Annotated in this window: 15 protein-coding genes and 2 tRNA genes; 8 read left to right on the top strand and 9 right to left on the bottom strand. The window is 69.7% G+C overall.

What is annotated here, in order from left to right:
* Positions 1-53: 53 nt before the first annotated feature.
* Positions 54-1,610, bottom strand: coding sequence for a S1C family serine protease (locus ACI7YT_RS06110; RefSeq protein ID WP_406249573.1), 1,557 nt, complete (start codon positions 1,608-1,610; stop codon positions 54-56).
* Between the two features lie 100 nt (positions 1,611-1,710).
* On the opposite strand from ACI7YT_RS06110, the gene ACI7YT_RS06105 reads away from it, so the two are divergent.
* Positions 1,711-2,910 carry an aminotransferase class I/II-fold pyridoxal phosphate-dependent enzyme gene (locus ACI7YT_RS06105; RefSeq protein ID WP_406249572.1) on the top strand — a complete coding sequence of 400 codons (1,200 nt, stop codon included), beginning with the start codon at positions 1,711-1,713 and terminating at the stop codon, positions 2,908-2,910.
* A gap of 24 nt (positions 2,911-2,934) precedes the next feature.
* Here ACI7YT_RS06105 and ACI7YT_RS06100 read toward each other — a convergent pair whose 3' ends face one another.
* The gene (locus ACI7YT_RS06100) at positions 2,935-3,729 is read right to left on the bottom strand and encodes a carbon-nitrogen hydrolase family protein (RefSeq protein ID WP_406249571.1); all 795 of its coding nucleotides are present in this window, start codon (positions 3,727-3,729) and stop codon (positions 2,935-2,937) included.
* A 71-nt stretch (positions 3,730-3,800) separates the two neighbouring features.
* Here ACI7YT_RS06100 and ACI7YT_RS06095 point away from each other — a divergent pair.
* Together ACI7YT_RS06095 and ACI7YT_RS06090 are read left to right on the top strand one after the other, a co-directional pair.
* Positions 3,801-3,874, top strand: a tRNA-Met gene (locus tag ACI7YT_RS06095).
* Positions 3,875-4,036: 162 nt separating this feature from the next.
* Positions 4,037-4,110, top strand: a tRNA-Met gene (locus tag ACI7YT_RS06090).
* Positions 4,111-4,306: 196 nt separating this feature from the next.
* On the opposite strand, the gene ACI7YT_RS06085 is transcribed toward ACI7YT_RS06090, so the two are convergent.
* Positions 4,307-5,170, bottom strand: a complete 864-nt coding sequence (locus tag ACI7YT_RS06085) for a helix-turn-helix domain-containing protein (protein WP_406249570.1) — start codon at positions 5,168-5,170, stop codon at positions 4,307-4,309.
* A 91-nt stretch (positions 5,171-5,261) separates the two neighbouring features.
* On the opposite strand from ACI7YT_RS06085, the gene ACI7YT_RS06080 reads away from it, so the two are divergent.
* A complete protein-coding gene (locus ACI7YT_RS06080; RefSeq protein WP_406249569.1) occupies positions 5,262-5,852 on the top strand; it encodes a dihydrofolate reductase family protein in 591 nt (196 codons plus the stop codon).
* A 60-nt stretch (positions 5,853-5,912) separates the two neighbouring features.
* On the opposite strand, the gene ACI7YT_RS06075 is transcribed toward ACI7YT_RS06080, so the two are convergent.
* Positions 5,913-8,849, bottom strand: coding sequence for a UPF0182 family protein (locus ACI7YT_RS06075; RefSeq protein WP_406249568.1), 2,937 nt, complete (start codon positions 8,847-8,849; stop codon positions 5,913-5,915).
* Positions 8,850-8,911: 62 nt separating this feature from the next.
* Positions 8,912-10,012, bottom strand: coding sequence for a PDZ domain-containing protein (locus ACI7YT_RS06070; RefSeq protein ID WP_406249567.1), 1,101 nt, complete (start codon positions 10,010-10,012; stop codon positions 8,912-8,914).
* Between the two features lie 120 nt (positions 10,013-10,132).
* On the opposite strand from ACI7YT_RS06070, the gene ACI7YT_RS06065 reads away from it, so the two are divergent.
* Positions 10,133-11,545 (top strand): zinc-dependent metalloprotease, encoded by a 1,413-nt coding sequence (locus tag ACI7YT_RS06065; RefSeq protein WP_406249566.1) that lies wholly within the window; start codon positions 10,133-10,135, stop codon positions 11,543-11,545.
* Positions 11,546-12,354: 809 nt separating this feature from the next.
* Here ACI7YT_RS06065 and ACI7YT_RS06060 read toward each other — a convergent pair.
* Positions 12,355-14,076: an ATP-dependent helicase gene (locus ACI7YT_RS06060; RefSeq protein ID WP_406249565.1), complete on the bottom strand. Its 1,722-nt coding sequence runs from the start codon at positions 14,074-14,076 to the stop codon at positions 12,355-12,357.
* Positions 14,073-14,987 (bottom strand): NAD(+) diphosphatase, encoded by a 915-nt coding sequence (gene nudC, locus ACI7YT_RS06055; protein ID WP_406249564.1) that lies wholly within the window; start codon positions 14,985-14,987, stop codon positions 14,073-14,075. The genes ACI7YT_RS06060 and nudC overlap by 4 nt, the downstream gene beginning before the upstream one ends.
* A gap of 63 nt (positions 14,988-15,050) precedes the next feature.
* Here nudC and ACI7YT_RS06050 point away from each other — a divergent pair, with 63 nt between their 5' ends.
* Positions 15,051-16,331 (top strand): phosphotransferase, encoded by a 1,281-nt coding sequence (locus ACI7YT_RS06050; protein WP_406249563.1) that lies wholly within the window; start codon positions 15,051-15,053, stop codon positions 16,329-16,331.
* Here ACI7YT_RS06050 and ACI7YT_RS06045 read toward each other — a convergent pair.
* Entirely contained in the window at positions 16,277-19,753 is a 3,477-nt protein-coding gene (locus ACI7YT_RS06045) for a UvrD-helicase domain-containing protein (protein WP_406249562.1), read from the bottom strand. The genes ACI7YT_RS06050 and ACI7YT_RS06045 overlap by 55 nt on opposite strands.
* Positions 19,750-23,031 (bottom strand): ATP-dependent helicase, encoded by a 3,282-nt coding sequence (locus ACI7YT_RS06040; protein ID WP_406249561.1) that lies wholly within the window; start codon positions 23,029-23,031, stop codon positions 19,750-19,752. Before ACI7YT_RS06040 ends, ACI7YT_RS06045 begins: the two co-directional genes overlap by 4 nt.
* A gap of 139 nt (positions 23,032-23,170) precedes the next feature.
* Between ACI7YT_RS06040 and ACI7YT_RS06035 the strand changes: the two genes are divergently transcribed.
* Positions 23,171-23,395: a DUF3107 domain-containing protein gene (locus ACI7YT_RS06035; RefSeq protein ID WP_406249560.1), complete on the top strand. Its 225-nt coding sequence runs from the start codon at positions 23,171-23,173 to the stop codon at positions 23,393-23,395.
* 1 nt (position 23,396) lies between these two features.
* Positions 23,397-23,684: a hypothetical protein gene (locus ACI7YT_RS06030; protein WP_406249559.1), complete on the top strand. Its 288-nt coding sequence runs from the start codon at positions 23,397-23,399 to the stop codon at positions 23,682-23,684.
* The last annotated feature ends 13 nt before the right edge of the window (positions 23,685-23,697 follow it).

The raw sequence follows: 23,697 nt of genomic DNA, 5'->3' as shown, positions 1-23,697 counted from the left end.
TATCGCGCGGGGTGGCGTCCTTCGTGTGAGCGGGCGGAGGTTCCGCTGTCGGCTCAGAGCGCGAGCTCGCCGAGCTCGACCTCGATCTCGTAGGTCTTGCCGTCGCGGACGTACGTCATGGTCGCGGTGCTGCCCGCAGCCGCCGCACGCACCTGCGCCGTGAGGTCGCTGGCACCGGAGATCGGAGCGCCGTTGAACTCCGTGACGACGTCGCCTTCCTTGAGGCCGGCCTTCTTGGCCGCTCCGTCGTCGGTGACATCGGCGATGGCGGCGCCGGAGATGTCGGCGTCGGCCGAACTCGCGGCGTCGCTGACCGAGGCCCCGAGCAGACCGTGCGTCGCCTCGCCGTCCTCGATGAGCTCATCGGCGATCCGCTCGGCGACGTTCGACGGAATCGCAAAGCCGACGCCGATCGAGCCGGATTCCTCGGAGCTGGATGCCGTGGCGATCGCCACGTTGATGCCGATGAGCTTGCCTTCGCCGTCGACGAGCGCTCCACCGGAGTTGCCGGGGTTGATGGCTGCGTCGGTCTGGAGGACCGCGATCGAGATCGTCCCGTTCGAGCTCGGCTGCTGCTGCTCGAGGCCGGGGATGTCGAACTGGAACGGTCCGCCGTCCTCGCCTTCGCCCTCGCCGTTCGGGCTGTCCTGCTCTGCGCTGTCGGGCAGCGCGGAGGAGGCGATCTCGATGCTGCGGTTCAGTGAGGAGATGATGCCGGTGGTGACGGAGTTGGCGAGTCCGAGCGGGGCGCCGACGGCGACGGCGGTCGCACCGACGTTCACCTCGGACGAGTCGGCGAACTCGATCGGGGTGAGATCCTTCGCGTCGGTGAGCTTGAGCACCGCGAGGTCGTAGATCGGGTCGGTGCCGACGATCGTGGCGGCGTAGATGCGGCCGTCGGAGGTCGTGACGCGGATCGTCGGGTCGGCGACGGCTCCGCCCAGGGTGGCGACGTGCGCGTTGGTCAGCACGTAGCCGTCCTTGCTGAGGATCACGCCGGAGCCGCTGCCGGCCTCGTTCGTCCCCTGGACCGCGATCGTGACGACCGAGGGCAGCACCTTGCTGGCGACGGCCGTCGCCTCGTTGATGTCGTCCGGGTTGTTCACCGTGACGGTGCTGGGGCCCTCGGCAGAACTGCTCACCGGCTGCTGCCACATCGTCGAGCCGAGGTAGCTCGTCCCGAGACCGGCGGCGCCGCCGACCAGGGCCGCGGCGACGATGACGGCCGCGACCTTGCCTGCGCCGAAGGGCTTGCGCTCCTTCGTGGTGATCGGCGTGACCTGAGCCGTGTCGCCGACGGGTGCCGTCGGCTGGTCAGCGGTCGGGTAGGCGCCGGGTTCGGGGGCTCCTGCCTGCGTCGCGCCGGGGCCGAAGGCGGCGCCCTGATGCGCGGCCGTCGGGACGAAGCCGCCGGCGTGCGGAGCGGCCTGGGGCTGCGGGGTCGGCTGCTGGGTCGTGGAGGCCGGCGACGCGAACGTCTGCGGAACCTCGTGCCCTGCCGGAGCCGCGGCGGGTGTCGCTGCCGAGTTGCTCGCGGCTGCGCTGTTCGAGGCTGCGCTGTTCGCGGCCTCGGGCGCGGACCCGGTGGCGGGTGCGTTCTCTTCGTTCATGGTCTCTGCTCCTTCAACAAGGTTCCTTCAGACTGCCCGCCGAGTCTGTGCGTTCCTTATGCCTGAGATGAGTGTCGCTTATGGCCTTAGCCTGTTCTCCATGAGAGACATCCCCGGCGCGTGGCGCCGCACCGCCGCCGGAGCCGGGCTCCTTTCGCCGGCCGGAGAGGTGGCCCCGACCATCTTCGCAGAGATGTCCGCCACGGCGGCCCGAACGGGCGCGATCAACCTCGGTCAGGGATTCCCCGACGAGGACGGTCCGGCTGAGGTTCTCGAAGCGGCTCGCCAGGCCATCGCCGACGGTGCCAATCAATACCCGCCGGGCCGCGGCATCCCGGACCTCCTGTCCGCCATCAGCGAGCATCAGGACCGCTTCTACGGGCTCGAGGTCGATCCGCAGCGCGAGGTGATCGTGACCGCCGGCGCCACCGAGGCGCTGACGGCGACGCTGCTCGCGCTGATCGATTCGCCCGACGACGAGGTCGTGGTCTTCGAGCCGTACTACGACTCGTATGCCGCCGCCGTCGCGCTGGCCGGTGCCCGCCTGAGGACCGTCCCGCTGCGCCTGCCGGATTTCCAGCCGGATCTCGACAGGCTGTCGGATGCCGTCACCGATCACACCCGGATCATCCTGGTGAACGACCCGCACAACCCGACGGGCACGGTGTTCTCTCGCGAAGTTCAGGATGAGATCATCCGGCTGGCCCACGCGCACGACGCGATCATCGTGACGGACGAGGTCTACGAGCACCTGGTTTTCGATGACGTGCATCGCCCGATCGCCACGATGCCCGGTGCGGCGGAGCGGACCCTCACGATCTCCTCCGCGGGGAAGACGTTCTCGGCGACGGGATGGAAGATCGGCTGGGTGCACGGGCCAGCAGATCTCATCACCGCCGTCCTGACGGTGAAGCAGTTCCTGACGTATGTGAACGGGGCGCCGTTCCAGCCCGCGGTCGCCGTCGGGCTGCGGTTGCCGGATGCGTTCTTCGCGGATGCCGCTCGAGTGATGAAGGACAAGCATCATCTGCTCGCGCACGGCTTGGAGGCGGCCGGGTTCGGCGTGCTCCCTCCGCGCGGCGGATACTTCACGGTCGCCGATGCGACCGCACTGGGCGGAGCCGACACCGCGGCGTTCTGCCGCGCACTGCCGGAACGCGCCGGTGTCGTCGCCATCCCGCTCAGCGCCTTCGTGACCCGCGAGCACGCCGGCGACTACGCGGGTCTGGTGCGCTTCGCCGCGTGCAAGCGCGTTGACGTGCTCGAGGAGGCCATGCGGCGCCTCGACGCGGCGTTCTGAGGGCGCGCGCCCCTCCCCACCGTCTCAGCGCGGGACGACGGTGTAGCGGCGCAGGCGCAGGACGGGGTTGACGGTTCGGACGCGCTCGAGCTCCGACAGGTCGAGCCCGGCCAGCGCGATTCCCTCGCCGCTGGCGAGTCCCGCGAGCACGACCCCCTGCGGATCGATGATCTGCGACCGCCCCACGCCGATCGGCGCCGGGTGATCGGCGGCGACGACGAAGGCCGTGTTCTCGATCGCCCGCGCGGCGAGCAGCGTCGTCCAGTGGTGCTCTTTCAGCGGACCGCGCACCCACTCCGCCGGGACGACCAGGACGTCGGCTCCGGCATCCACGAGCGTGCGGGCGACCTCGGGGAAGCGGAGGTCGTAGCAGGTCATCAGGCCGAACCGCAGGCCGCCGACGTCGAACGTCTCGACAGCGGTCACCGAACCGGGAGCGATCCAGTCCGACTCGGTCTGACCGAACGCATCGTAGAGATGCTGTTTGCGATAGGTCGCGCGCACTCCGGCGCCGTCGACCGCGACGAGCGTGTTGCTGACCCGCTCCCCCGCGGCCTCCACGAGGCCAGCGACGATCGTCACACCGTGTGCGGATGCCGCGGCCCGCAGCGCCCGCACGAATTCGCCGTCGAGCGTCTCTGCGTTCTCGGCGAGGCTGGCATCCATCGGGTCGACGAAGTAGCTGGCGTACTCGGGAAACACCACGACCTGGGCGCCGCGGGCCGCGGCATCCGCCGTCAGCTCCGCGATCCTGGCGAGATTTCCGGCTCGGTCGCCGGTCGGGGCGAACTGGCACACGGCGACGAGGACACTGGACATGCCCCCATCCTCGCCCATCCCCTGCTCGATGTGACGAGCGTTCGGATCCGTGCTAGAGTAAATTCTTGTGCCGCGGGGTGGAGCAGTTCGGTAGCTCGCCGGGCTCATAACCCGGAGGTCGCAGGTTCAAATCCTGTCCCCGCAACGGATAGCGACACAAGAAGGGCCCCTGATCAGGAGAAATCCAGATCGGGGGCCTTTCGCTTGCCTCTTCGCTTCTGGCCATCGGACACCGGGTGGAGCCGACACGCCCGCCTCTGCTCCCTTTCGGCGCAACGGAAGGCCGTTGATAGGCTGATGATCGTGACGCGGGGTGGAGCAGTTCGGTAGCTCGCCGGGCTCATAACCCGGAGGTCGCAGGTTCAAATCCTGTCCCCGCAACAAATGACGAAGTCCCGGCCCGCAAGGGTCGGGACTTCGTCATTTGTCGCCGGATGCGGTGCGAGCAACTCGGTCCCGCGGCGCCCGAGGCTCCGCACGACGCGCAAGCGGCGTGTGGAGTGGCGCCGTGGCCAAATCCTGTCCCCGCAACGGAAAACGACGAAGTCCCGGCCCGCAAGGGTCGGGACTTCGTCGTTCAGGTCGCCGGATGCGGTGCGGCCCTGTCGACTCGAATGCCGATGGCGGCCTGCGGGGTCACCGGCGCGATCCGCTTCAGCTCCGTCACCGTCCGGCCCGAGAACCAGCGCACCTCACGTGCCAGGTGGCTCTGATCCGCGTAGCCGAACTCGGCTGCGACGGACGCGGTCGGCGAACTCCTCAGCGCTGATGACGCGTGCTCGAAGCGCACGATGCGAGATGCGAGTTTGGGGCCGAGCCCGACCTGCTCGGTGAAGAGCGAGGTGACGTGACGCTGACTCCATCCGGTTCGTTCGACGAGGTCGGCGATACGGGCGCGTCCGCCGGTTCTTCGGATCTGCTCCCACATCCAGACGACGAACGGCTCGGAATCGACTCCGTGATCGAGCCGGGCGATGAGTGCCCGATCGAGTTGCGCGAATCTCCCCTCCCAGGTGTCACAGGACCACAGTTCATCGAGGAAGCGCTCCCCGAAGAAGGGTGCCGCATCCGCGAGGTCGACGATGCGGTGCGCGAGCTCGCGGCCCGGCAGCGCGAGCAGGCGCTGCACACCGAGCGGTGTGAGGTAGATCTGGACGCAGAGCTGCTCGCCCGAGAATGCAGTGGTCGCATGACCGGGCATGAATCCCGCGACGAATGAGCCGTGGGTTCCGACGCCGGTTCCCTCGGAGAGGGCGGTGACCTCCAGGCGCGGTCCGGACGAGAGGATCACCGGGATCAGGCTGCCCGCTTGCTGCCGGCGAGTCACCACGTCCCCGGAGCGCTCGCGAAAGCCCACGATCCCGGCGACGAACCCGTCCAGGAGGGGATGCACCGCGTGCCTGAGCAGTACCGGTCCCGTCATCGTGGATGCGGCATCCATGGGTCTCTCCCGGTCAGTTTTCTTCAAGCCAGGATGCCTCTTCTCCCGCACGATGAGAAGAGCACGGCACCGAACAGAAATGAGGAGCACCATGCGGAGACTGATCGCTGTCGAGTTCCTGTCGCTCGATGGAGTGATGCAGGGGCTCGGTTCGCCCGACGAGGACCGTGAGGGCGGTTTCGAACACGGCGGATGGGGCGCCCCCTATGCGGAGGCGATCCACGCATCCCGCGGAGCGGACGGCCTGTCCGAGACGACCGCATACCTGTTCGGACGGAAGACCTACGAGAAGATGGCGGCATTCTGGCCGCACGTTCCCGACGACAACCCGATGGCCGCGCACCTCAATGCGACCGAGAAGAATGTCGTCGCCTCCGCACCGCTCGCATTCGACTGGCACGGCACGCGGGCGCTGACCGGCGAACTCGACCAGGAGCTGCAGGCGCTCAAGAACGTGGGGGAAGGGAACATCACGATCCTCGGGAGCGGCGTTCTGGTGCGCTCGCTCATGCAGGCCGAGATGATCGACACGCTGCGCCTGTTCATCCATCCGCTGATTCTCGGCTCGGGCAAGCGGCTCTTCGGCGATCTCCCCGTGCCGCAGAACCTGACCCTCGTGGATTCCGAGACGACGTCGATGGGCACTCTCGTGCTGTCGTACGACGTCGTCCGGAAGCCGTAGCGGGAACGCAGAAGAGGGCGCCCGCAGGGACGCCCTCTTCTCACGACTGCCCCGAGGGGGCTACTCGCCGCCGGTCCCCTGCTCCTCGAGTTCGAGGAGGGTGCTGACCGCCTCGGTGAGCCGGTCGTCGGCCTCGGCGAACGCGGTCAGGTCGCCTGCCTTCAGCGCGGCATCCCGATCGAGCATCGCCTGCTGCGCGTCTGCGAGCGCCGCCTCCCACGCATCCGCGTCGGTTCCGGTGCCGGGCGTCTCACCCGTATCGGGATCGGTCGGCTCCTCGGGCTCGGTCGGCTCGCCGGTGCCGGGATCGACGGGCTCGACTCCGTCATCCCCGCCGTCCGCGCCGGCGTCTCCGCCGAACAGCGCGTCGAGCGCGTCGGTGAGCGTGTCCTCGAACGCGACCTCGTCACCGAAGGACACCAGCACCTTCCGCAGCAGCGGCAGCTGCGTGCCGCTGGAGGACTGCACGTAGACCGGCTGGACGTACAGGAAGCCGCCGCCGACCGGGAGGGTCAGCAGGTTGCCGTATTTGACCTCGGATTCACCCTGCTGCAGCAGGTTGAGCTCGCGCACCACATCGGCATCCGAGTTGAACGTGTTCTGCACCTGCCCTGGGCCCGGCACCGTGGTGTCGGTGTCGATCTCCAGCATCCGGAGTTTGCCGTACCCCTCGCTCTTCTCCCCCGCGGTGGCCCCGGCATCCGAATCGACCGCCAGATAGCCCATCAGCACGTTGCGCTCCGCCGTGCCCTGAGAGGACGGGATGAACGTCGAGAACATCGAGAACGCGGCCTCGTCCTGCCCCGGCATCTTCATCGTCAGGTAGTACGGCGGCTGCAGCTGCTGCGAGTTGCGCGGATCGTTCGGGGTCTGCCAGCGGTTGTCCTGCTGGGCGAACGAACGGGCATCGTCGACGTGGTAGACACCGAGGACGTTGCGCTGCACCTTGAACAGATCGGTCGGGTACCGGACGTGGCTCATGAGCTCGCCGGACATCTCAGTGATCGGCTCGACCGTGGAGGGGTACACCTTCTGCCAGGCCTGCAGGATCGGGTCCTCTTCATCCCACGCGTACAGCGTGACCGAGCCGTCGTAGGCGTCGACCGTCGCCTTGACCGAGTTGCGGATGTAGTTGATGTCGTCGAACGCCAGGCTGGGTGCCGGGTTGTTCGAGTCGGCGATCGCCTCGGACAGGCTCACGCCCGTCGAGTACGGGTAGCTCGCGCTGGTGGTGTAGCCGTCGACGATCCACACGATGCGACCATCCACGACGCTCGGATACGGGTCGCTGTCGATGGTCAGGTACGGCGCAACCTTCTGCACGCGTGTCGCGGGGTCGCGGTCGTACAGGATCTGCGAGTCCCCGTTGACCAGGTCGGAGAACAGGATCTCCGCCTCCTGGAACTTCAGGGCGTAGAGCAGCTTGTTGAACGTGTTGCCGACACGAGGACCGCCGTCGCCCGAGAACGTCGTCTTCGTCTCGTTGGCGCCGTCCTCACCGCGCGGGTAGTCGATCTCGACCGGGTCCGTGCCCTCCGGCGCTCCGACGATGGAATACTCCGGCGAGTACTCGCCGAAGTAGACGCGCGGTTCGAAGTTGTCCCGATTCGTGAGGAAGCCGGACGAGGGGATGCCGCTCTCGAGGAACACCGGCTCGCCATCGGGCGTGCGCTGGTTGCCCGCGGCCGCGACGAGACCGTAGCCATGGGTGTAGACCGCCGTGCGGTTGTTCCAGTTGTTGCCGTCGCCGAGCTGGTTCATGTTCAGCTCACGGACGGCCGCGACCGTGTCCTGGGACTTGCCTTCGATGTCGTACCGGTCGACGTCGAGCGTGTCGGTGAACTGGTAGTAGCCGCGGTACTGCTGCAGCTGCTGCACGGTCGGGCTGACGATGCCCGGGTCGACGATGCGGATGGATGCCGTGGTCTCGGCGTCCTCGCGCAACTGACCGGCCTCGACGTCGAGAGCCGCCTCGAAAGGCGTCGTCTCGAGATCGGCGATGTCGTATGCGGCCTTCGTGCCGTCGATGTTGCGCTGGTAGTACTCCGCCTGCAGGCTGTTCTGGTTCGGGCGCACCTGGAACGTGTCGACGACCCACGGGTAGCCGACGCCGACGACGAGGGACGCCACGATGAGCAGTGCTGTCGCGGCGAGGGGGAAGCGCCAGCGCCCGATGACAGCGGTGACGAAGAACAGCAGCGCCACGATGGCGGCGAGGATCGCGAGGATCGCGAGCCCGGGGATCGTCGCGTTCACGCTCGTGTACGCGGCACCAGTGATGCGGTCTTCCTCGGTGATCAGCGTCTTGTAGCGGTCCAGCCAGAGGCTGACGGCCTGCACCAGCAGGTACAGACCCGCGAGCACGGCCAACTGGATGCGCGCCGGCTTCGAGATGCGCAGTTCGCGCTGCCCGATCTGCACGGACCCGTACAGGTACGACACCAGGGCCGTGACGAGCAGGGAGAGCAGGAGGACGGCCGACACGAACGCGAGCAGGATCGTGTAGAACGGCATCGCGAACAGGTAGAAGCCGGTGTCGAGCCCGAACTCCTGGTCGACGACGTCGGTGGCGACCCCGTTGATCCAGAGCATCACCGTCTGCCAGTTGCCCGCTGCGGCGAAGCCGGCGAAGAGACCGAAGAAGATCGGCATACCCCACATCGCCAGTCGGCGCAGTGGTTCGATGACCTCCTGGTACCGATCCAGCTGGGAGCTCAGCCGCACGTAGACCGGACGCAGCCGGTACGCGAGCTGGATGACGACGAACAGCGGAACCGCCATCCCGAGGAAGCCGACGACGAACATTCCTGCCGCCGCCAACCACTGGGTCGTGAGCACGTTCGCGAAGCTCAGCTGGTCGTACCAGAGGAACTCGGTGTAGAGCGAGGCGAAGACGAAGAACGCCGCGACCAGCGCGGCGATGATCGCCAGCGTGATGGCGACGATGCGTCGGGATGTGCGGGGCGTGGCCGGTGTCGGCGCTGAGGTCGTGGTCACCGTCCCATCCTAGGCATGATGCCTGAGCACGGGCTCACTGTCCGCTCAGCGCGGACAGGGTGTCATCGCGCAGACGCGGTGTCGACGGCGCAGGTCGGCAGGGAATCCAGGTCTCCGCCCTCGGCGATGGCATCGAGGATCTCGATGGAGTCGTCCAGGGTCGCCGTCGAGAACACCTGCAGCCCTGCCGGGACGTGACCGGCGACCTCGTCGCAGTTCGACGCCGGAGCCAGGAAGAACTCCGCACCGGCATCGCGCGCGCCGTACAGCTTCTGACGGATGCCGCCGATCGGTCCGACCGTGCCGGCGGCGTCGATCGTTCCGGTGCCCGCGATGTTCTCGCCGCCGTTGAGCTCGCCCTCGGTGAGCATGTCGACGATGCCGAGCGCGAACATCATCCCCGCGCTCGGGCCGCCCACGTCGTCCAGCTGGATGGTCACGTCGATCGGGAAGTCGTACTCGGTGGTCAGGGTGATGCCGATCAGCCAGGTGTCGACACCGTCCGTCGTGGTCTTCTGCGGGGTCAGTTGCACCTCGGTCTGCTCCCCCGCGCGCTGGACGGTGAGAGAGATCGTCGCGCCGGCGGCGCCCTGAATCGCCTCGCGCAGCTGTGCGCCGGAAGTGACCGCCGCGCCGTCGATCGCGACGATCGCGTCGCCCGGTTGCAGCACGCCGTCGGCAGCACCGTCCTCGATGACCTCGACCACCTCGACCTGCGCACCGGTGTCGTACCCCAGCTCGTTCAGCGCGGCCGCGGTCGCCTCGTGCTGCGAGTCGACCATGAGCACTGCGTTGCGCTCGTCGCGCTGCTCGGTCGTGACGCCCTCGGGGAACACGCTCTCGATCGGGACGACGGCTTTGGACGAGTCCATCCAGGCCAGCGCGAGCTCGAACCAGCTCGGCGTGCGCTGCCGGTTACCGACCACCTGGACGGTCGTGAGATCGAGCGTTCCGGCGGTCTCGAAGGTCTCGGCACCGGAGATCTCGATGAGCGGCACCTCGACGCCGTCTGCGTCTTCGGCGGTGCCGAGCGTGTCGTACACCGGACCAGGACGCTGGATCACATACGGCGTCGGCAGGAAGGTGAGCACGATCAGGGCGACGAGGGCGACGATCAGCGCCCAGACGCCCAGCCCGAGCCGTCGAGACCGGGTCTGACTCACAGATCTACCTCCGTCGTTCGCGAGTGGCGTACAGCGATCTGCGAACAGTCGGGTCCTGCGCAGGATGCTGCAACTAGCGTAGAGGCCACAGGCTTCAGGCGCGCTGAGAGGGCGATCGAGATGGCAGACAACGACCCCAACCCCGAGGACTTCCAGGAGTTCATCCGTCGGATGATGTCGAACGGCGGAGCCGACTTCGACCTCAACGCGCTGCAGAACGCGCTCGGCGGTGCCGACGGCATCCCGTTGGATCCGGCGATGATGTCCCAGCTGATGGCGCAGCTGCAGGGGGCGTTCGGCGGCGACCCGTGGGAGAACACGCTGCGCCAGGCGCTGCACATCGCGAACCGCGACGGCCAGGGCATCACGGACGGCTCCCGCACATCCCTCGCCGACGCCTTCGGGCTGGCGAACCTGTGGCTCGGCGAGGCGACGACGATCTCGGAGCTCGCCGATTCGCCCCGCGTGCTCACCCGGGGCGAATGGGTCGCGCAGACGCTGCCGGTGTGGAAGGAGATCGCCGAGCCCGTGTCGACGAGCATCGCGGATGCGCTGACCTCTGCACTGGACGCGCAGGTCCCCGACGACATGCGCCAGGTCGTGCAGGGCGCCGGAAAGCTGATGCGGGGTCTGGGCAGTTCGGTGTTCGCCGCGCAGTTCGGCCAGGTCCTGGGCAATCTCTCACTGGAGGTCGTCTCCGGCGGTGACGTCGGCATCCCGGTGCTGCCCGCGGGGACCGCCGCGATCATCCCCCAGAACCTCACCGCCTTCGGCGAGGGCCTGGAGATCCCCGAGGATCAGATCGCACTGTATCTCGCGACGCGCGAGCTGGCGTACGCGCGCCTGTACCGGCACGCCAAGTGGCTGCACCTGCACGTGATGAGCCAGATCACGGACTTCGCCCGCGGCGTCGAGGTCGATGTCGAGGCCCTCGAAGATGTCGCGAGCAGGCTCGACCCGTCGGACCCGGAGGAACTGCGTGCGGCGATCGAAGGCGGAGCACTGCTGCCGGCGCAGACCGAGCAGCAGCGCGAATCGCTCGCTCGCCTGGAGAACATCATCGCGATGATCGACGGCTGGGTGGACGTCGTCACGGCTGAGGCCACCTCGCGTCTTCCGGACGGCATCCGTCTCGCAGAGGCAGCGCGCCGGCGTCGCGCGGTGGGCGGCCCGGCCGAGGACGCCCTGGGGGCTCTGGTCGGTCTCAAGCTGCGCCCGCGACGACTGCGCGAGGCGGCGGCGATGTGGCGCGCTGTCACGGACGCAGTCGGCGTCGCCGCACGCGACGGGCTCTGGGACTACCCGGATCTGATGCCGGATGCCTCGGACATCGACGACCCGACCGCTCTGATCGCCCGTCTGCAGGCGTCTGCGCGCGGCGAAGAGCCACCCGCGGACGAATTCGACGAGGCCCTCGCACGGCTGCTGGACGGCGAGGACTTCGCCGACGACGGGAAGAGCGACCCGGACGCTGCAGGGGACGGAGACAAGGGGACGGACGGCGGAAAGGACGACGGCCAGACACCCGTCTGAGCACTCCTCCTGCACCGCTCCGGCCTCGGGCCGACTTCTCCACCGATCGCTTCCCTGCGCCCATGACCGTTCGCGCATCGAGCAGAATCGGGCCATGCCGCGTTCGTCCAGCCTCCTGACGAGGATCGCCCCCGAGTTCGCGCCGCTGTGGCGCGACGGCGACACTCTGCAGTTCGGCGTCGCCGGCACCGTCCGCGTCCGCGCCGACCAGCCGTGGGTCGAGCGACTCGTCTCGCGGCTGTGCGACGGGATCGCGCTGACCTCGTTCGACGTCGTCGCGCACTCGCTCGGCGCGCCGCGCCGACAGGCGAGGGCGCTGCTCGACGCCCTGGCACCGGTCCTGCGGACCGATGACCCGCCGGCTCCTGCGGTGTGGGCCGAAAGCGCGAACGTCGCGGATTCACGCGTCGGGAGCTGGATGCTCGACGCGCTCGCCGATCTGGGGGTGCCGGAAGCAGCCCGCACCGACCCGCATGCCGTGGGGATCGTGCTCGTGCACGGAGCGACCGCCGCAGCACAGATGAACGCCTATCTGCGCGAGGACATCGCGCATCTGCCGGTCGCCTTCGACTTCGGTGGAGTGAGCGTCGGGCCGCTGGTGGTTCCCGGCGCGACGCCGTGTCTGGCCTGTCGCGACGCGCACGATCGCGACCGCGACCCTGCATGGCCCATGCTGCACTGCCAATTGGTCGGACGCGTCGACTCCCCCATTCCGCGTGCTCTCGTCGCAGCGGCGGCCGCGCTCGTCGAGCAGTTGCTGCGTGCGGAGCGGAGCAGGGCGCCCACCGCGGATTCGACCGTGGTGCGGCTCAGCGCCGACGGGACCCGGCAGCGGAGCTCGGTGATGTTTCACGCAGAATGCCGGTGCCGAGAGCAGTCGTTCCGATCTCCGCGAGGAATCGCGACGCCGAACGCTGTCCGCGCCCCGCTGCCCGTGACCAGGACAGCGTGAGAGAGCGCCCCGCACGCGTGACGCCGACGTAGGCGAGCCGACGCTCCTCGTCGATCGCCTCGAAATCCGTCGCATAGGAGATCGGGAGCGCACCCTCCGCCCAACCGGCGACATGCACGTGCGGCCACTCCAGGCCCTTGGCCGCGTGCAGCGTCGACAGCGTCACGGTGTGCAGCATCGGTTCATGCTGGTCCTTCGCCCTCGCCATCAGCGCGTCGCTGAACGTCCGAAGGGTCGTTCCGGGCGACGCCTCCTCCGCGAGACGCAGGAGCGCCCGCCGCGCCTCCCAGCCATCGCGCTGCGCGCCGCCGGCCTCGGGCGGTTCATCGGTGAGTCCGAGCTCGCGCAGCACCTTCTGCACGTTGGAGAGGAAGTCGCGTTCGGTGGGCGCGACCGCCGCACCGCGCAGCGCGAGCACGGCCTGCCGGACCTCCGGCATGTCGAAGAAGCGGGTGCCGCCGAGGACGGTGGTCGGGATGCCCTCGGTCGCGAGCGCCTGCTGAATCGCCGCCGATTGCGCATGTGCGCGGTAGAGCACGGCGATATCGGATGCCGGGATCCCCGACGCGATGCGCGCCGCGACGCCCGCCGCGATGCCAGCGGCCTCCTCGGTCTCGGAGTCGTACGCCGTCACGGTCGGCGACTCGGCGGTGAGCGCTTCCCGAGCCGGCACGAGTTCGAGCGCACCCGGTCGGCCGCGCATGAGTGCATTGGCCGCGGCGAGGATCGGTGCCTGCGAGCGGTAGTTCGTCTCGAGCCGGACGACGGTGGCGTCGGGGAAGCGCCGCTCGAAGTCGAGCAGGTAGCGCTGGTCGGCCCCGGCGAACGAATAGATCGTCTGGCTGGCGTCGCCGACGACGCACAGGTCCCGCCGGTCCCCCAGCCACAGTTCGAGCAGGCGGTTCTGCAAAGGCGAGACGTCCTGGTACTCGTCGACGGTGAAGTGGCGGTACTGCTCGTGGACCGATGCTGCGACGCGGCTCTCGGCCTCCAGCATCCCGGCGCAGGCCAGGAGGACGTCTTCGAAATCGAGCTGACGCCGCTCGTCCTTGAGCGCCTCGTAGCCGTGCTGGAGATCGATCAGCTGCTCGGGGGTGACTCCGCCGACCTTTCGTCCGAGTGCGGCGTGCTGGTCGATGCCGATCATCGAGACCTTGCGCCATTCGATCTCGCTGGCGACGTCGCGCAGCGTGGCGCGGTCGGGCCGGAGCCGCAGCGCGTCGGCGGCCTGGCCGAGCACCCGCACCTTGTTGTCGACGATCTTCGGAGCGGGTGAGCCCGTCAGCGTCGGCCAGAAGAAGTTGAGCTGGGCGAGCGCCGCGGCGTGGAACGTGCGTGCCGCGACGCCCACGGCACCCAGGGCGCGGAGCCTGCCCCGAAGCTCGCCGGCCGCCTTCGACGTGAAGGTCACGGCCATCACACGCGAGGGCGAATACGCACCGGTGTCGACGCCGTGCGCGATGCGGTGCGTGATGACGCGGGTCTTGCCCGTTCCCGCTCCGGCCAGCACGGCGACCGGTCCGCGCAGCACCGTCGCCGCCTGCCTCTGCCGTTCATCGAGTGCGTCGAGCGCACTCACTTCGACTCGATCCGCTCGCTCGGCACGGCGTGCGTCCGCTCCTCGTACCAGTCCACGATCAGCGCTCGAGCGATGGATGCGGAACCCGGCAGGCCGACGGGGCCGTCGCCGGCCAATGCCGAGCCGATCTCGTCCCTCGTGAACCAGCGGACATCGACGATCTCCTCGCCGTCCGGACGCGCGTTCCGGTCGGAGCCGGCCGTCGCACGGAAGCCGAGCATCAGCGATCGCGGATACGGCCACGCCTGAGACGAGATGTAGCGGACGTCGGTGAGGCGTACCCCCGCCTCCTCCTCGATCTCACGATGAACGGTCGTCTCGAGAGACTCACCTGCTTCGACGAATCCGGCGAAGCAGGAGTACATCCGCCCCTTCCACTGGGCGTTGGCCCCCAGCAGCAGCCGCTCGCCGTCCTCGCTCTCCACGGCGACGATCACCGCCGGATCAGTCCGCGGGAAGTGCTCGCGATCGCAGTCGGCGCACCACCTCGACCAGCCGCTCTGGCGCACCTGCATCGACAGCCCGCACGTCGGACAGAAGCGCGCGTCGCGCAGCCAGCCCGCCAGCGCGATCGCCTCGACGAGGATCTCGGTGTTCAGCTCGTCCAGCATCCCGCCGGTCTCGCGAAGACTCAGCCAGGTCTCGGCCGGAGCCGCGTCGATCGACCGCGACGGCGGGTCGGTCACGGCCAGCAGCAGCGGGGTTCCGGAGGCCCGTCGACCGAGCAGCGCCCACTGCGCCTCGCCCACGTCGGAGGGAGACGTGGTGACCAGCGCGCCGCCCGCGACACGTGCGCGTCCTTCCCGGACGACGATCACTTCGACCTCGTCGGAGGATCGGAGGGCGTCCAGGATGCCTGGGACATCGCGCAGGTGAGCTGCGCGGTCCAGCAGGGCACGACTGATGGTCATGGACTCCCCTTCTCCGGGCGTGGCGTGGGCGGATGGGACGTGCGGCCGACCTACCCTTGGGGCATGGCTCGCTCTGCATTCACTCTAGCGGCGGCGGTGACGGCGGCATTGCCCGGCGCGGAGGTCACGGGTGCGCGCCCGCTCACCGCAGGCGGGGATGGCCGCTTCGATTCCGCTGTCGCTTCCCTCGCCGACGGTCGGGAACTCGCGATCCGCGTCGCGGACGCCGATGACACCGCGCGGGAGCTCGCCGCCGAGGCGCTGGCGCTTCGCGCGCTGACCACGGGGGCGCGCGCCATCCTGCCGTTCCGCGCGCCGGAATACGTCGGAGAGACCCGACTGGGCGAGGGCCGAGCACTGGTGACCGAGCTGCTCGACGGCTTCCTCGTCGAGGCCGCAGACGTCCCCGCAGGGCGGGGAGCCGCGGTGTCGATGGGACAGGCGATCGCGGCGATCCATGCGCTCCCGGCATCCGTCGTGCGCACCGCCGGACTTCCGGCCCGCTCGGCCGACGAGGTACGCACCGAGATCCGCCAGCTCGTCGATCGGGCGGCGGCGACCGGGCGCGTCCCGGCACGGCTCACGGTGCGCTGGCGCGAGGCGGCGGACGACGACGAGTTGTGGCGGTTCGAGTCGGCGGTGACACTCGGTGGCGCCCAGGCGACGTCGTTCCTGTTCACGGATGACCCGACCGACGGCCCGCAGGTGACGGGTGTCGTCGGGTGGCACGGCCTCGCATTGGGCGATCCGGCGGTCGACCTGGCCTGGCTGTCCTCGGCTCCGAACGCGGCGGCCGATGTTCAGGCCGCGTACACCGCGGCTTCCGGCCGCGCCCCGGATGCCGCCATCGGAGTGCGCGCCCGGCTGACGGCCGAGCTGGAGTTCGCGCGGTGGCTCGTGCACGGCGACGCCCTGCGTCGCCCCGACATCGTCGACGACGCGGCAGCGCTGCTCGACTCGCTCGCGGAGGGCCTGCGCGATGACGATCTCGCTGTGATCGCCGAGCGCGGCGACGGTGTGGATTCCGCGCTGGCGGCTCTCGATCGCGTTCCCGAGCGGCAACCCTCCGACGTCGACACGTCGATGCAGACCGACGCCTACAACCCCGAAGACCTGTGGCTCGAGACCGCGGAGGCCGAAGCCGTCGGCGATCCGCACGCCACCGCAGATCTCACCGACCTCGCCCAGTCGGATCTGCTGCCCCGAGAGGACAACCGCGAGCAGCGCGGATCGTCGGCCTCCGATCACGAGGACGACGTCCCCGAGCAGGAGAGCTCCGAGGACGAGGCTCAGCGCGCGGCGCGTGCCGCGCTCCAGCGCTGGACGAGCTCCTCCTCCGAGTAGACGCGGTCCCCGCGGATCACGAGGTCGTCGGCGACGTAGTAGAGCGCGACGTCGATGTCCTCCAGAGGCACGCCGAACCGGCGGTGGTACGCCAGGCGGTACAGCGCGAGCTGGAGCATCCGCTCGTCCTTCTCGGCCGCGGTGCGCGGCGCCTTACCGGTCTTCCAATCGACGATCTCGATGCGGTCGCCGCGGTCGGCACGTCGATAGACGGCATCCAGCTTGCAGATCACGATGTGTCCGGCCGGGTCCGGAAGTGCGCCCACCGACGCGGCGTTCGACGACCCGAGCGCGAAGTCGATCTCGATCTCGACGGCAATCGGCTGCAGCTCGGCCCATTCGCTGCGCTCGAAGATCTCCTGGAGTCGCGCCATGTCGGCCTGGTCCGCAGCCGACCCCTCCTGCGCGTCCGGCTGCTCCTCGTCCAGCTCCCACAGCGCGGCGTCCGGGGCGCGTCCGGCGCCGACGAGCCCGGAGCGGTGCTCGACCCAGGCATGGAACAGCGTGCCGAGGCGGGTCTGGCGGTACGGGCGCTCGGGCATCGGACGTGCGAGCGAGCGTACGGTGCCGTCGTAGTCGGTGACGTAGTCCTTGAAGCGCGAGGCGGGGACACGCGTCGGCGCGTCGGCGACGGCGCCGTTCTGCCGCGCTGCGCGTTCGGCGAGCAGGCGCGACAGCTCGAGCGATGGCTCGGGTGCCGGACCTTCGACCGCCGCGCGCACGGCATCCGCCGCGGACAGCACCGTCCGGCGCCTGGCGCCCAGCGGATCCAACGGCCAGTGGCTGGTCTTGCCCGGCCCGTCATAGGGGTTCTCCTCCCCCGGGTCACCCGGAACGGTGAGACCGAGGATCTCCAGCGCCTCGTCCAAGTACGGCGACGGTCTGCGCGGAGTCTTCTGCCCCGCCCAGTGCGAACCCGACAGCAGCAGATCAGTGCGGGCGCGAGTCACCGCCACATAGGCGAGACGGCGCTCCTCCTGCTTCTGGTACTCCCGATACGCGTCCTTGAACACCGTCAGTGAGCCAGGGGCCTTCGCGCTCCTGCCGGTCAATGAGGCGATGCCGGCCTTCTTGCGCTTGACCGGGTCGAGTTCCTCTTCCGTCGGGGGGATCCAGGTGAACCGCGGCAGGGCATCGGCGTCGCCGCGCAGCGCGAACGGGAGCACCCCGAACCCGAACCAGCCCGCCGTGTCGGACGGTCGGGACGGGAGTTCGTCATCCACCAGTCTGACCACGGCAACCGCATCCCATTCCAGCCCCTTCGAACCGTGGATCGTGAGCAGCTGCACCACACCCGGTTCCGGCGGCTCCGGACGCGGCATGAGCTCATCGGTGCTCTCGGCCTTGTCGAGCCAGGCGATCAGGCTGCCGATCGTCCCGCGGTCGTCGGCGGCGAGAAAGGCACGGACCTCGTCGGAGAACGCGCGCAGCTGCGTCGCCGCGACGCGTGCGGGTCCGCGGGTCTCGTTCGCCGCCAGCTCGATATCGAGCCGCAGTTCGAGCTCGATCAGCCGGATGAGTTCGGGAAGCGGCTGGGCCGCGGCACGACGGAGCCGCTCCAGCATCTCACCGGCCGCACGAAGCCGGGCGCGGCCGTCGGGGGTGATGCCCTGGATGAGCCGGTAATCGTCGCGGAGGCCCCGCACGACGTCGACGGCATCGATGATCGAGACCGCCTCGTCGGCGCCGCGCGAGGCGCGGATGCGCTGACGCAGGTCGTCCGGCAGCGGAAGGAGCCCGCTGTCGCGCCTGGCCAGTTCGGCGGCGAGGTCGTACAGGGCCGCCATGTCGGCCACTCCGACGCCGAAGCGCGGTCCGACCAGGAGACGGATCAGGGAGGAGCCGGCGTTCGGATCGTGGATCACGCGCAGCACGGAGACGACGTCGACGACTTCCGGTGTCGAAAGAAGGCCACCGAGCCCGAGGATGCGGTGCGGGATGCCGCGGGCGGCCAGCGCCGCCGCGAAGGTCTGCATGTGCCGTTTGGAGCGGAACAGCACCGCACCCGTATGCGGCTTCGCGCCGGTGTGCGCGGCGCGGCGCTCGGCGAACCACTCGGCGACTTCCGTCGCCTCGTCATCGACGGTCAGCGGGAACCGCACGGCGACGTCGCCGGGCCCTGCACCGGGCCGGGGCTCGAGCGGCGGAACGTCGAGGCCGGGGCGCTGCAGCGGCGCGAGCACCCGATTCGCGACGTCGAGAATGCGCGCATCGTTGCGCCAGCTCGTCATGAGGCTGTAGGTATCGGTCGCGGCCGATTCGGAGAACGTGCGCGAGAACGCGTAGAGGTTGTCGGCACTGGCACCGCGCCAGCCGTAGATCGACTGGTGCGGATCGCCGACGGCCATCACCGCCGAGTCGCGGAACAGGGCGGCCAGGAACCGGGTCTGGATGACGGAGGTGTCCTGATACTCGTCCAGCAGCACGACCCGATGCTGTTCGCGCAGCTCATCGCGCACATCGGGCGAGGACTCGACGATGTCGAACGCCCCGGCGACCTGATCGGCGAAATCCAGTACGCCGCGGCGCTGCTTCTCGGCGATGTACTCCCGGACCAGGATCGTCAGCGTCGGCAGCGCCAGCAGATTGGCCGTCGCCTTGTCGATGTCGCCGGTGCCCCCGCTCGTGTACGGCGCGAACGCCTCGGCCTGACGCACGGCGATCCGGTCCGCGCGATCGAGGTCGGCGCGGTGATCGAGCGCATCGCCGGCGAGTCGCTGCACCGCGTCGACGACACCGCCGACCGCGCGATCGATCTCCTCGAGACCCGGGAGATCCGCGCGCAGCACGACTTCCCGCGCCAGCATCCACGATGCCGCCTGGCTCAGCATCGCCACGTCGGGGTCCCGCCCGATCCTGGCGGCGTGCTCGCGCACGATCGAGTCCGCGAACGCGTTGTACGTCGACACGCGCGGGCGGATCAGCAGGTCCTCGGCCGTCCGCGTGGATGCGGGATTCCACCCCGTCTCGTAGCGGACGGCGAGTTCGTCGAGCACCTGCCTGCGCACGGTTTCGCGCTGCGGTCCGGTCGCCGCGGCATCCACGCGCCCCAGGGCCCCGGACGCCACGATCTCGGACAAGTGCGGGAGCAGCCCCCGTCGGCCGTATTCGTCGATCAGGGCGAGGCGGGCGCCGATGCGCTCGGCGAGTTCGCCGGCGGCCTTGCGCGTGAAGGTCAGACCGAGGATCTCGTCGCGCCGGACGTATCCGTTCGCGACCAGCCACACCACGCGGCCCGACATCGTCTCGGTCTTGCCGCTGCCGGCACCGGCGACGACGAGCGCCGGTGTCGGGGGCGCCTCGATCACGCGCTGCTGTGCGCGAGTCGGCGTCGGCAGACCGAGTGCGGCGGCGACGTCCGTCGCGGAGATGCCGTGTCCGGCCGTCGCCCAGCCGCGCGAGACCGTGATGGCGTTCGTCATGCGCTCACCGCCGGGACGGTGTGGATGCGGCACGGCTGCACGCGCCACTGGGTGTCGGCGCAGTGCGCCTCGACCTGCGCCGTGAAGCTGCTCGCCGACATGCCTCGAGCGGCATCGGCTATGCGGTTCAGGAACACCGTGCGCGCCTGATCGTCGAGCGTGTGCTGATGCGCCACGCGGTAGTCGCTGCCGGCGAGCGTCTTGGCGACCAGGACCAACCGCGCACCGGTGAGAGCGGCGGGGTCGGCACCATCGACGAGGCCCTGCTGCACCGCCACCTGATACGCCGCGAGCTGCGCGTGATCGGCGACCTTCTGCTCGCTCTCCGGTTCGTACTTGCCGGTCTTCAGGTCGACCACGACGACCCGCCCCGCGTCGGTGCCCTGCGACATGCGCTCCCATTTCTGCCCGCGGGCCTTGGCATGCTCGCCCGCGCCGGGCGGATAGGTCTCGACGCGGTCGATGAATCCGTGCACGACGGCTCGGTGGGGGTTCGGCCCGGCGTCGGCGGTCAGCGCGTGAACAGCGGGCGCCCGGCGCGAGGACTCCGCGTCCTCACCGTCCACCGACGCGTCTGCGTCCGCGGTCGTCTCATCGATGTCGACCGCGAACCGGAACTCGACCTCGCTGGCGAGGACCCGCCCGCCCTCGGTCGCCACGTCGTCGAGGTACGCGTGCAGCCGGTCGATGTACTGATCGGCCCGGCGGCGTTCTTTGCGCCCGATCCACGCCGTCTCGAAATCCAGTTCCGGCCAGTGCTCGGCGAGGATCGCCCGCATGCGCTCCAGATCGCCGTCCGGCACCTTCTCCATGGCCTCGTGAACGATCGTGCCGATCCCGGCCGACGGCGGAAGCACGGTGTCGCCGCCCAGCGCGGAGACCACCCAGTTCAGCTCGCACTCCTCGAACGACTCCATCCGCGACGGCGACACGCGAGCGGCCTCGACGGACAGGTCGTGCAGCGGCCCGAGCGTCGACGGCGTCGCGACCCCGTACCACTCGTCGGGACGCGCGCCGGCGACACCTTCGCCCGCCAGGATCGCGAGCTGCGCCGCGGCCTCGTCCCGCACCCTGGCGGATGCCGAGGTCGTGAGCGCGCGCCGGTGGCGGGCGACGAGTCCACGCAGTGTGAGCGGGTGCTCCGCCGACGGATGCAGTTCGGGTGCATCAGGGGTCGGGAGGAACGCGAAGAAGCCGCTGGGCGTCATGTCGTCGTCGTCCACCGCGGTGATCAGCAGGCGCGAGCGCGCCCGGGAGACGGCGCGGACGAACAACCGCAGCTCGTCATGCAGCGCGGAACGCCGTCGGTCGAGCACGCCGGGTGCGGCGACCTCGACTCCGCTGCGCGCGGCAGTCACCGCATCTGCGAGACGCCAGGCGCCCAGCATGCCGCCGCGCAGGCGCACGTTCGGCCACACGCCGTCCTGCACGCCCGCGACGATGACCGCCTCGAACTCGCCGCCGAGTGCGGTCGCCGGTGTCAGCAGCGTGACCAGGCCGGGGCGATCGGGCGTGGAGAGCGTGTCCTCCGGCACCTCGCTGTCGAGGATGTCGTGGATGAAGACCGTCGGCTTCTCCTCCGGCGAGCGCTCCACGAAGCGCTTGGCCGCGTCGAACAGGGCGACGAGACTGTCGAGAGCGCGTGCCACTTCACCCCCGCCGGGCTGCTCGGCCGCGGCCCGCCAGGACTTCTCGAGCCGAGCGCCGTCCAATCCGCGCGAACGGTCCCAGACGCGCCAGAGCAGCTCGTGGATCGTCTCTCCCGCGTGGGCTGCGGCCGCCACCTCGGCGAGCGTCGCCGCGAACCGGTCGGCTGCTCTGGCCTCTGGTGCGTCGATCCGGTCGAAGTGCGCGGGATGCATCATCGCCTGACGCAGCAGTTCACCGGCCGGTGTCGCACCGCCGTCGCCCAACTCGAGGTGGCGCAACCGCGCCCGAAGGCGTCGCAGACCGACCGCATCCATGCCGCCGAACGGCGTGCGCAATGCCTCGGTCAGCGCATCGACCTCGCGCTCGTCCGCCGGGGTGAGGGCGAGCCGCACGATGCCGACGATGTCGCGCACGACTCCTTCGCTGCCGAGCGGGCGCTGAACGCCCGCGGCACGCGTCGGAACCTCACGTGCGGCGAGCTCGGTCTCGAGGGCTGCCACCTGACGGGTGTCATGCGCGATGACGGCCATGTCGCTCCAGGCGACACCGTGCGAGAGATGCCAGTCCCTGAGCACCCCTGCGATGCGGTCGTACTCCTCGTACGGCGAGGACGCGACGAACGTCGCGACGGTCTTCGCCGCGTCCTCGGTCGACGGGTCAGGGGCGCGCCGGTGCTCGACTCGTCCGGCGACGCCGATCGCCTGCGTCACGGTGCGGGTGAGGTCGGTCAGCGGCGGCGACTGCCGGTGGGGCATGTCGAGCACGTGCACCTTCTCGAGCATCGCCGCGAGCTCGTGGAAGAGCTGCGGCGTCGCACCGCGGAAGGCACCGGAGGAGATGTCCGGATCGCCGAAGGCGCACACCGCGATGCCTCTGGCGCGCAGCGCCCTGACGAGCTCGATGCCGCCGCGCGTCAGTTCCTGCGCATCGTCGATGAGCACGACGCGCAGCGCCGCGAGTGGTCCTAGTGCCTGTGGATCCGCGCCGCGCAGCAGCGACGCCGCCTCGCTGACGAGATCGGGGATGTCACGATGAGCGGCGCGCATGCCGCCGAGAACCCGGCGGTAATCGCGCAGGAAGCTGCCGACCGCGCGCCAGATCTCATCGTCCGATGCGCTCAGCTCCTCGATGCCGACACCGAGCTCGGTGCACTCGGCCAGGAACGCGCGCAGCTCCGAGCGGAATCCCGTCGACGAGCGCATCGCGGGGCTCAGCTGCGCCGGCCAGCGCGACGGCTCGCCGTCGCCCTCGTCGGCGGCGTCACCCTCCAACAGGTCGGCGATGATGCGGTCCTGGTCGGCGCCGGTGAGCAGGGCCGGCGGCTCCATCCCGGCATGCACCATCGCCCCTCGTACGATCTGGAAGGCGAAGGATGCCAGCGATCGAGCGAGCGGACCAGGGGTCGCCTGCCGGGTCCGGACGCCGATCGCATCACGGAGCTGGGTCGCCGCCTGCCGGCTCGGAGTCAGTACGAGCAGTGCCTCCGGCGGCAGCCCGTGCACGCCGAGAAGCGCGGCGACCCGTGACACGAGGGCGTGGGTCTTGCCCGTCCCCGGAGCTCCGATCACGACGGCTGATGCATCCAGCGGTGCCTCGATCACGGCGATCTGAGCGGCATCCTGGGTCATGTCCTCCACGGTAGCGGGACGCACGGACACGGCTTCGCGAAAGGCTTGTGCGCCGTGGGCGAAACAGCTCGGCGCGGCCGATCCCGGCCCTGGGCCGCGGGGTAGAGTTGCCTGAGTCCCCGATCTTCAAGGAGCACGCGTGGAAATTCGCATCGGCATCGTCAACACCGGCCGTGAGCTGAACTTCGAGACCGCTTCCAGCGCTGATGAGGTGCGCTCGCAGGTGGCATCCGCGCTCGAGCAGAACGCCACGCACGTGAGCTTCGTCGACGTCAAGGGCAGCTCCTACCTGGTTCCCACCGCGAATCTCGCCTACATCGAACTCGGCACCGAGGAATCGCGTCGCGTCGGCTTCGTCGCCTGACATGTACATCCTGCTCGCACTCATCGCCGCGTGCGCACTGGGCATCGGCCTGCACTTCCTGCTGCCCGGTCGTGAAATGCGCGGTGTGATCGTGACACCGGGCATCGCGACGGCCGTCGCTGCGGTCGTCTACACCGCGATGCAGTGGGCCGGCGTCGGCCAGGACAGCATCTGGCTGTGGCTGGCGAGCATCGTCGGCTCGCTCGCGGTCGCCGCCGTCGCGACTCTCGCGCTCACATCCGCGCGCACGCGATCGGATGCCGCGAAGAAGACCGCTCTCGGCATCTGACCGGCGCGGGCAT

Origin of the sequence: Microbacterium sp. M (genome assembly GCF_045181065.1) — a bacterium.
Classification (GTDB): Bacteria; Actinomycetota; Actinomycetes; order Actinomycetales; family Microbacteriaceae; genus Microbacterium.
The sequence above is the reverse complement of the archived record's forward strand: the minus strand, read 5'-3'. Positions and strand labels throughout refer to the sequence as shown.

Excerpts from the sequence above, each read along its gene's own strand:
- ACI7YT_RS06050 (WP_406249563.1), top strand. The coding sequence starts at position 15,051 with ATGGCTCGCTCTGCATTCACTCTAGCGGCGGCGGTGACGGCGGCATTG.
- ACI7YT_RS06080 (WP_406249569.1), top strand. The coding sequence starts at position 5,262 with ATGCGGAGACTGATCGCTGTCGAGTTCCTGTCGCTCGATGGAGTGATG.
- ACI7YT_RS06085 (WP_406249570.1), bottom strand. The coding sequence starts at position 5,170 with ATGGATGCCGCATCCACGATGACGGGACCGGTACTGCTCAGGCACGCG.
- ACI7YT_RS06040 (WP_406249561.1), bottom strand. The coding sequence starts at position 23,031 with ATGACCCAGGATGCCGCTCAGATCGCCGTGATCGAGGCACCGCTGGAT.
- ACI7YT_RS06100 (WP_406249571.1), bottom strand. The coding sequence starts at position 3,729 with ATGTCCAGTGTCCTCGTCGCCGTGTGCCAGTTCGCCCCGACCGGCGAC.
- ACI7YT_RS06105 (WP_406249572.1), top strand. The coding sequence starts at position 1,711 with ATGAGAGACATCCCCGGCGCGTGGCGCCGCACCGCCGCCGGAGCCGGG.
- ACI7YT_RS06030 (WP_406249559.1), top strand. The coding sequence starts at position 23,397 with ATGTACATCCTGCTCGCACTCATCGCCGCGTGCGCACTGGGCATCGGC.
- ACI7YT_RS06045 (WP_406249562.1), bottom strand. The coding sequence starts at position 19,753 with ATGACGAACGCCATCACGGTCTCGCGCGGCTGGGCGACGGCCGGACAC.
- nudC (WP_406249564.1), bottom strand. The coding sequence starts at position 14,987 with ATGACCATCAGTCGTGCCCTGCTGGACCGCGCAGCTCACCTGCGCGAT.
- ACI7YT_RS06065 (WP_406249566.1), top strand. The coding sequence starts at position 10,133 with ATGGCAGACAACGACCCCAACCCCGAGGACTTCCAGGAGTTCATCCGT.
- ACI7YT_RS06110 (WP_406249573.1), bottom strand. The coding sequence starts at position 1,610 with ATGAACGAAGAGAACGCACCCGCCACCGGGTCCGCGCCCGAGGCCGCG.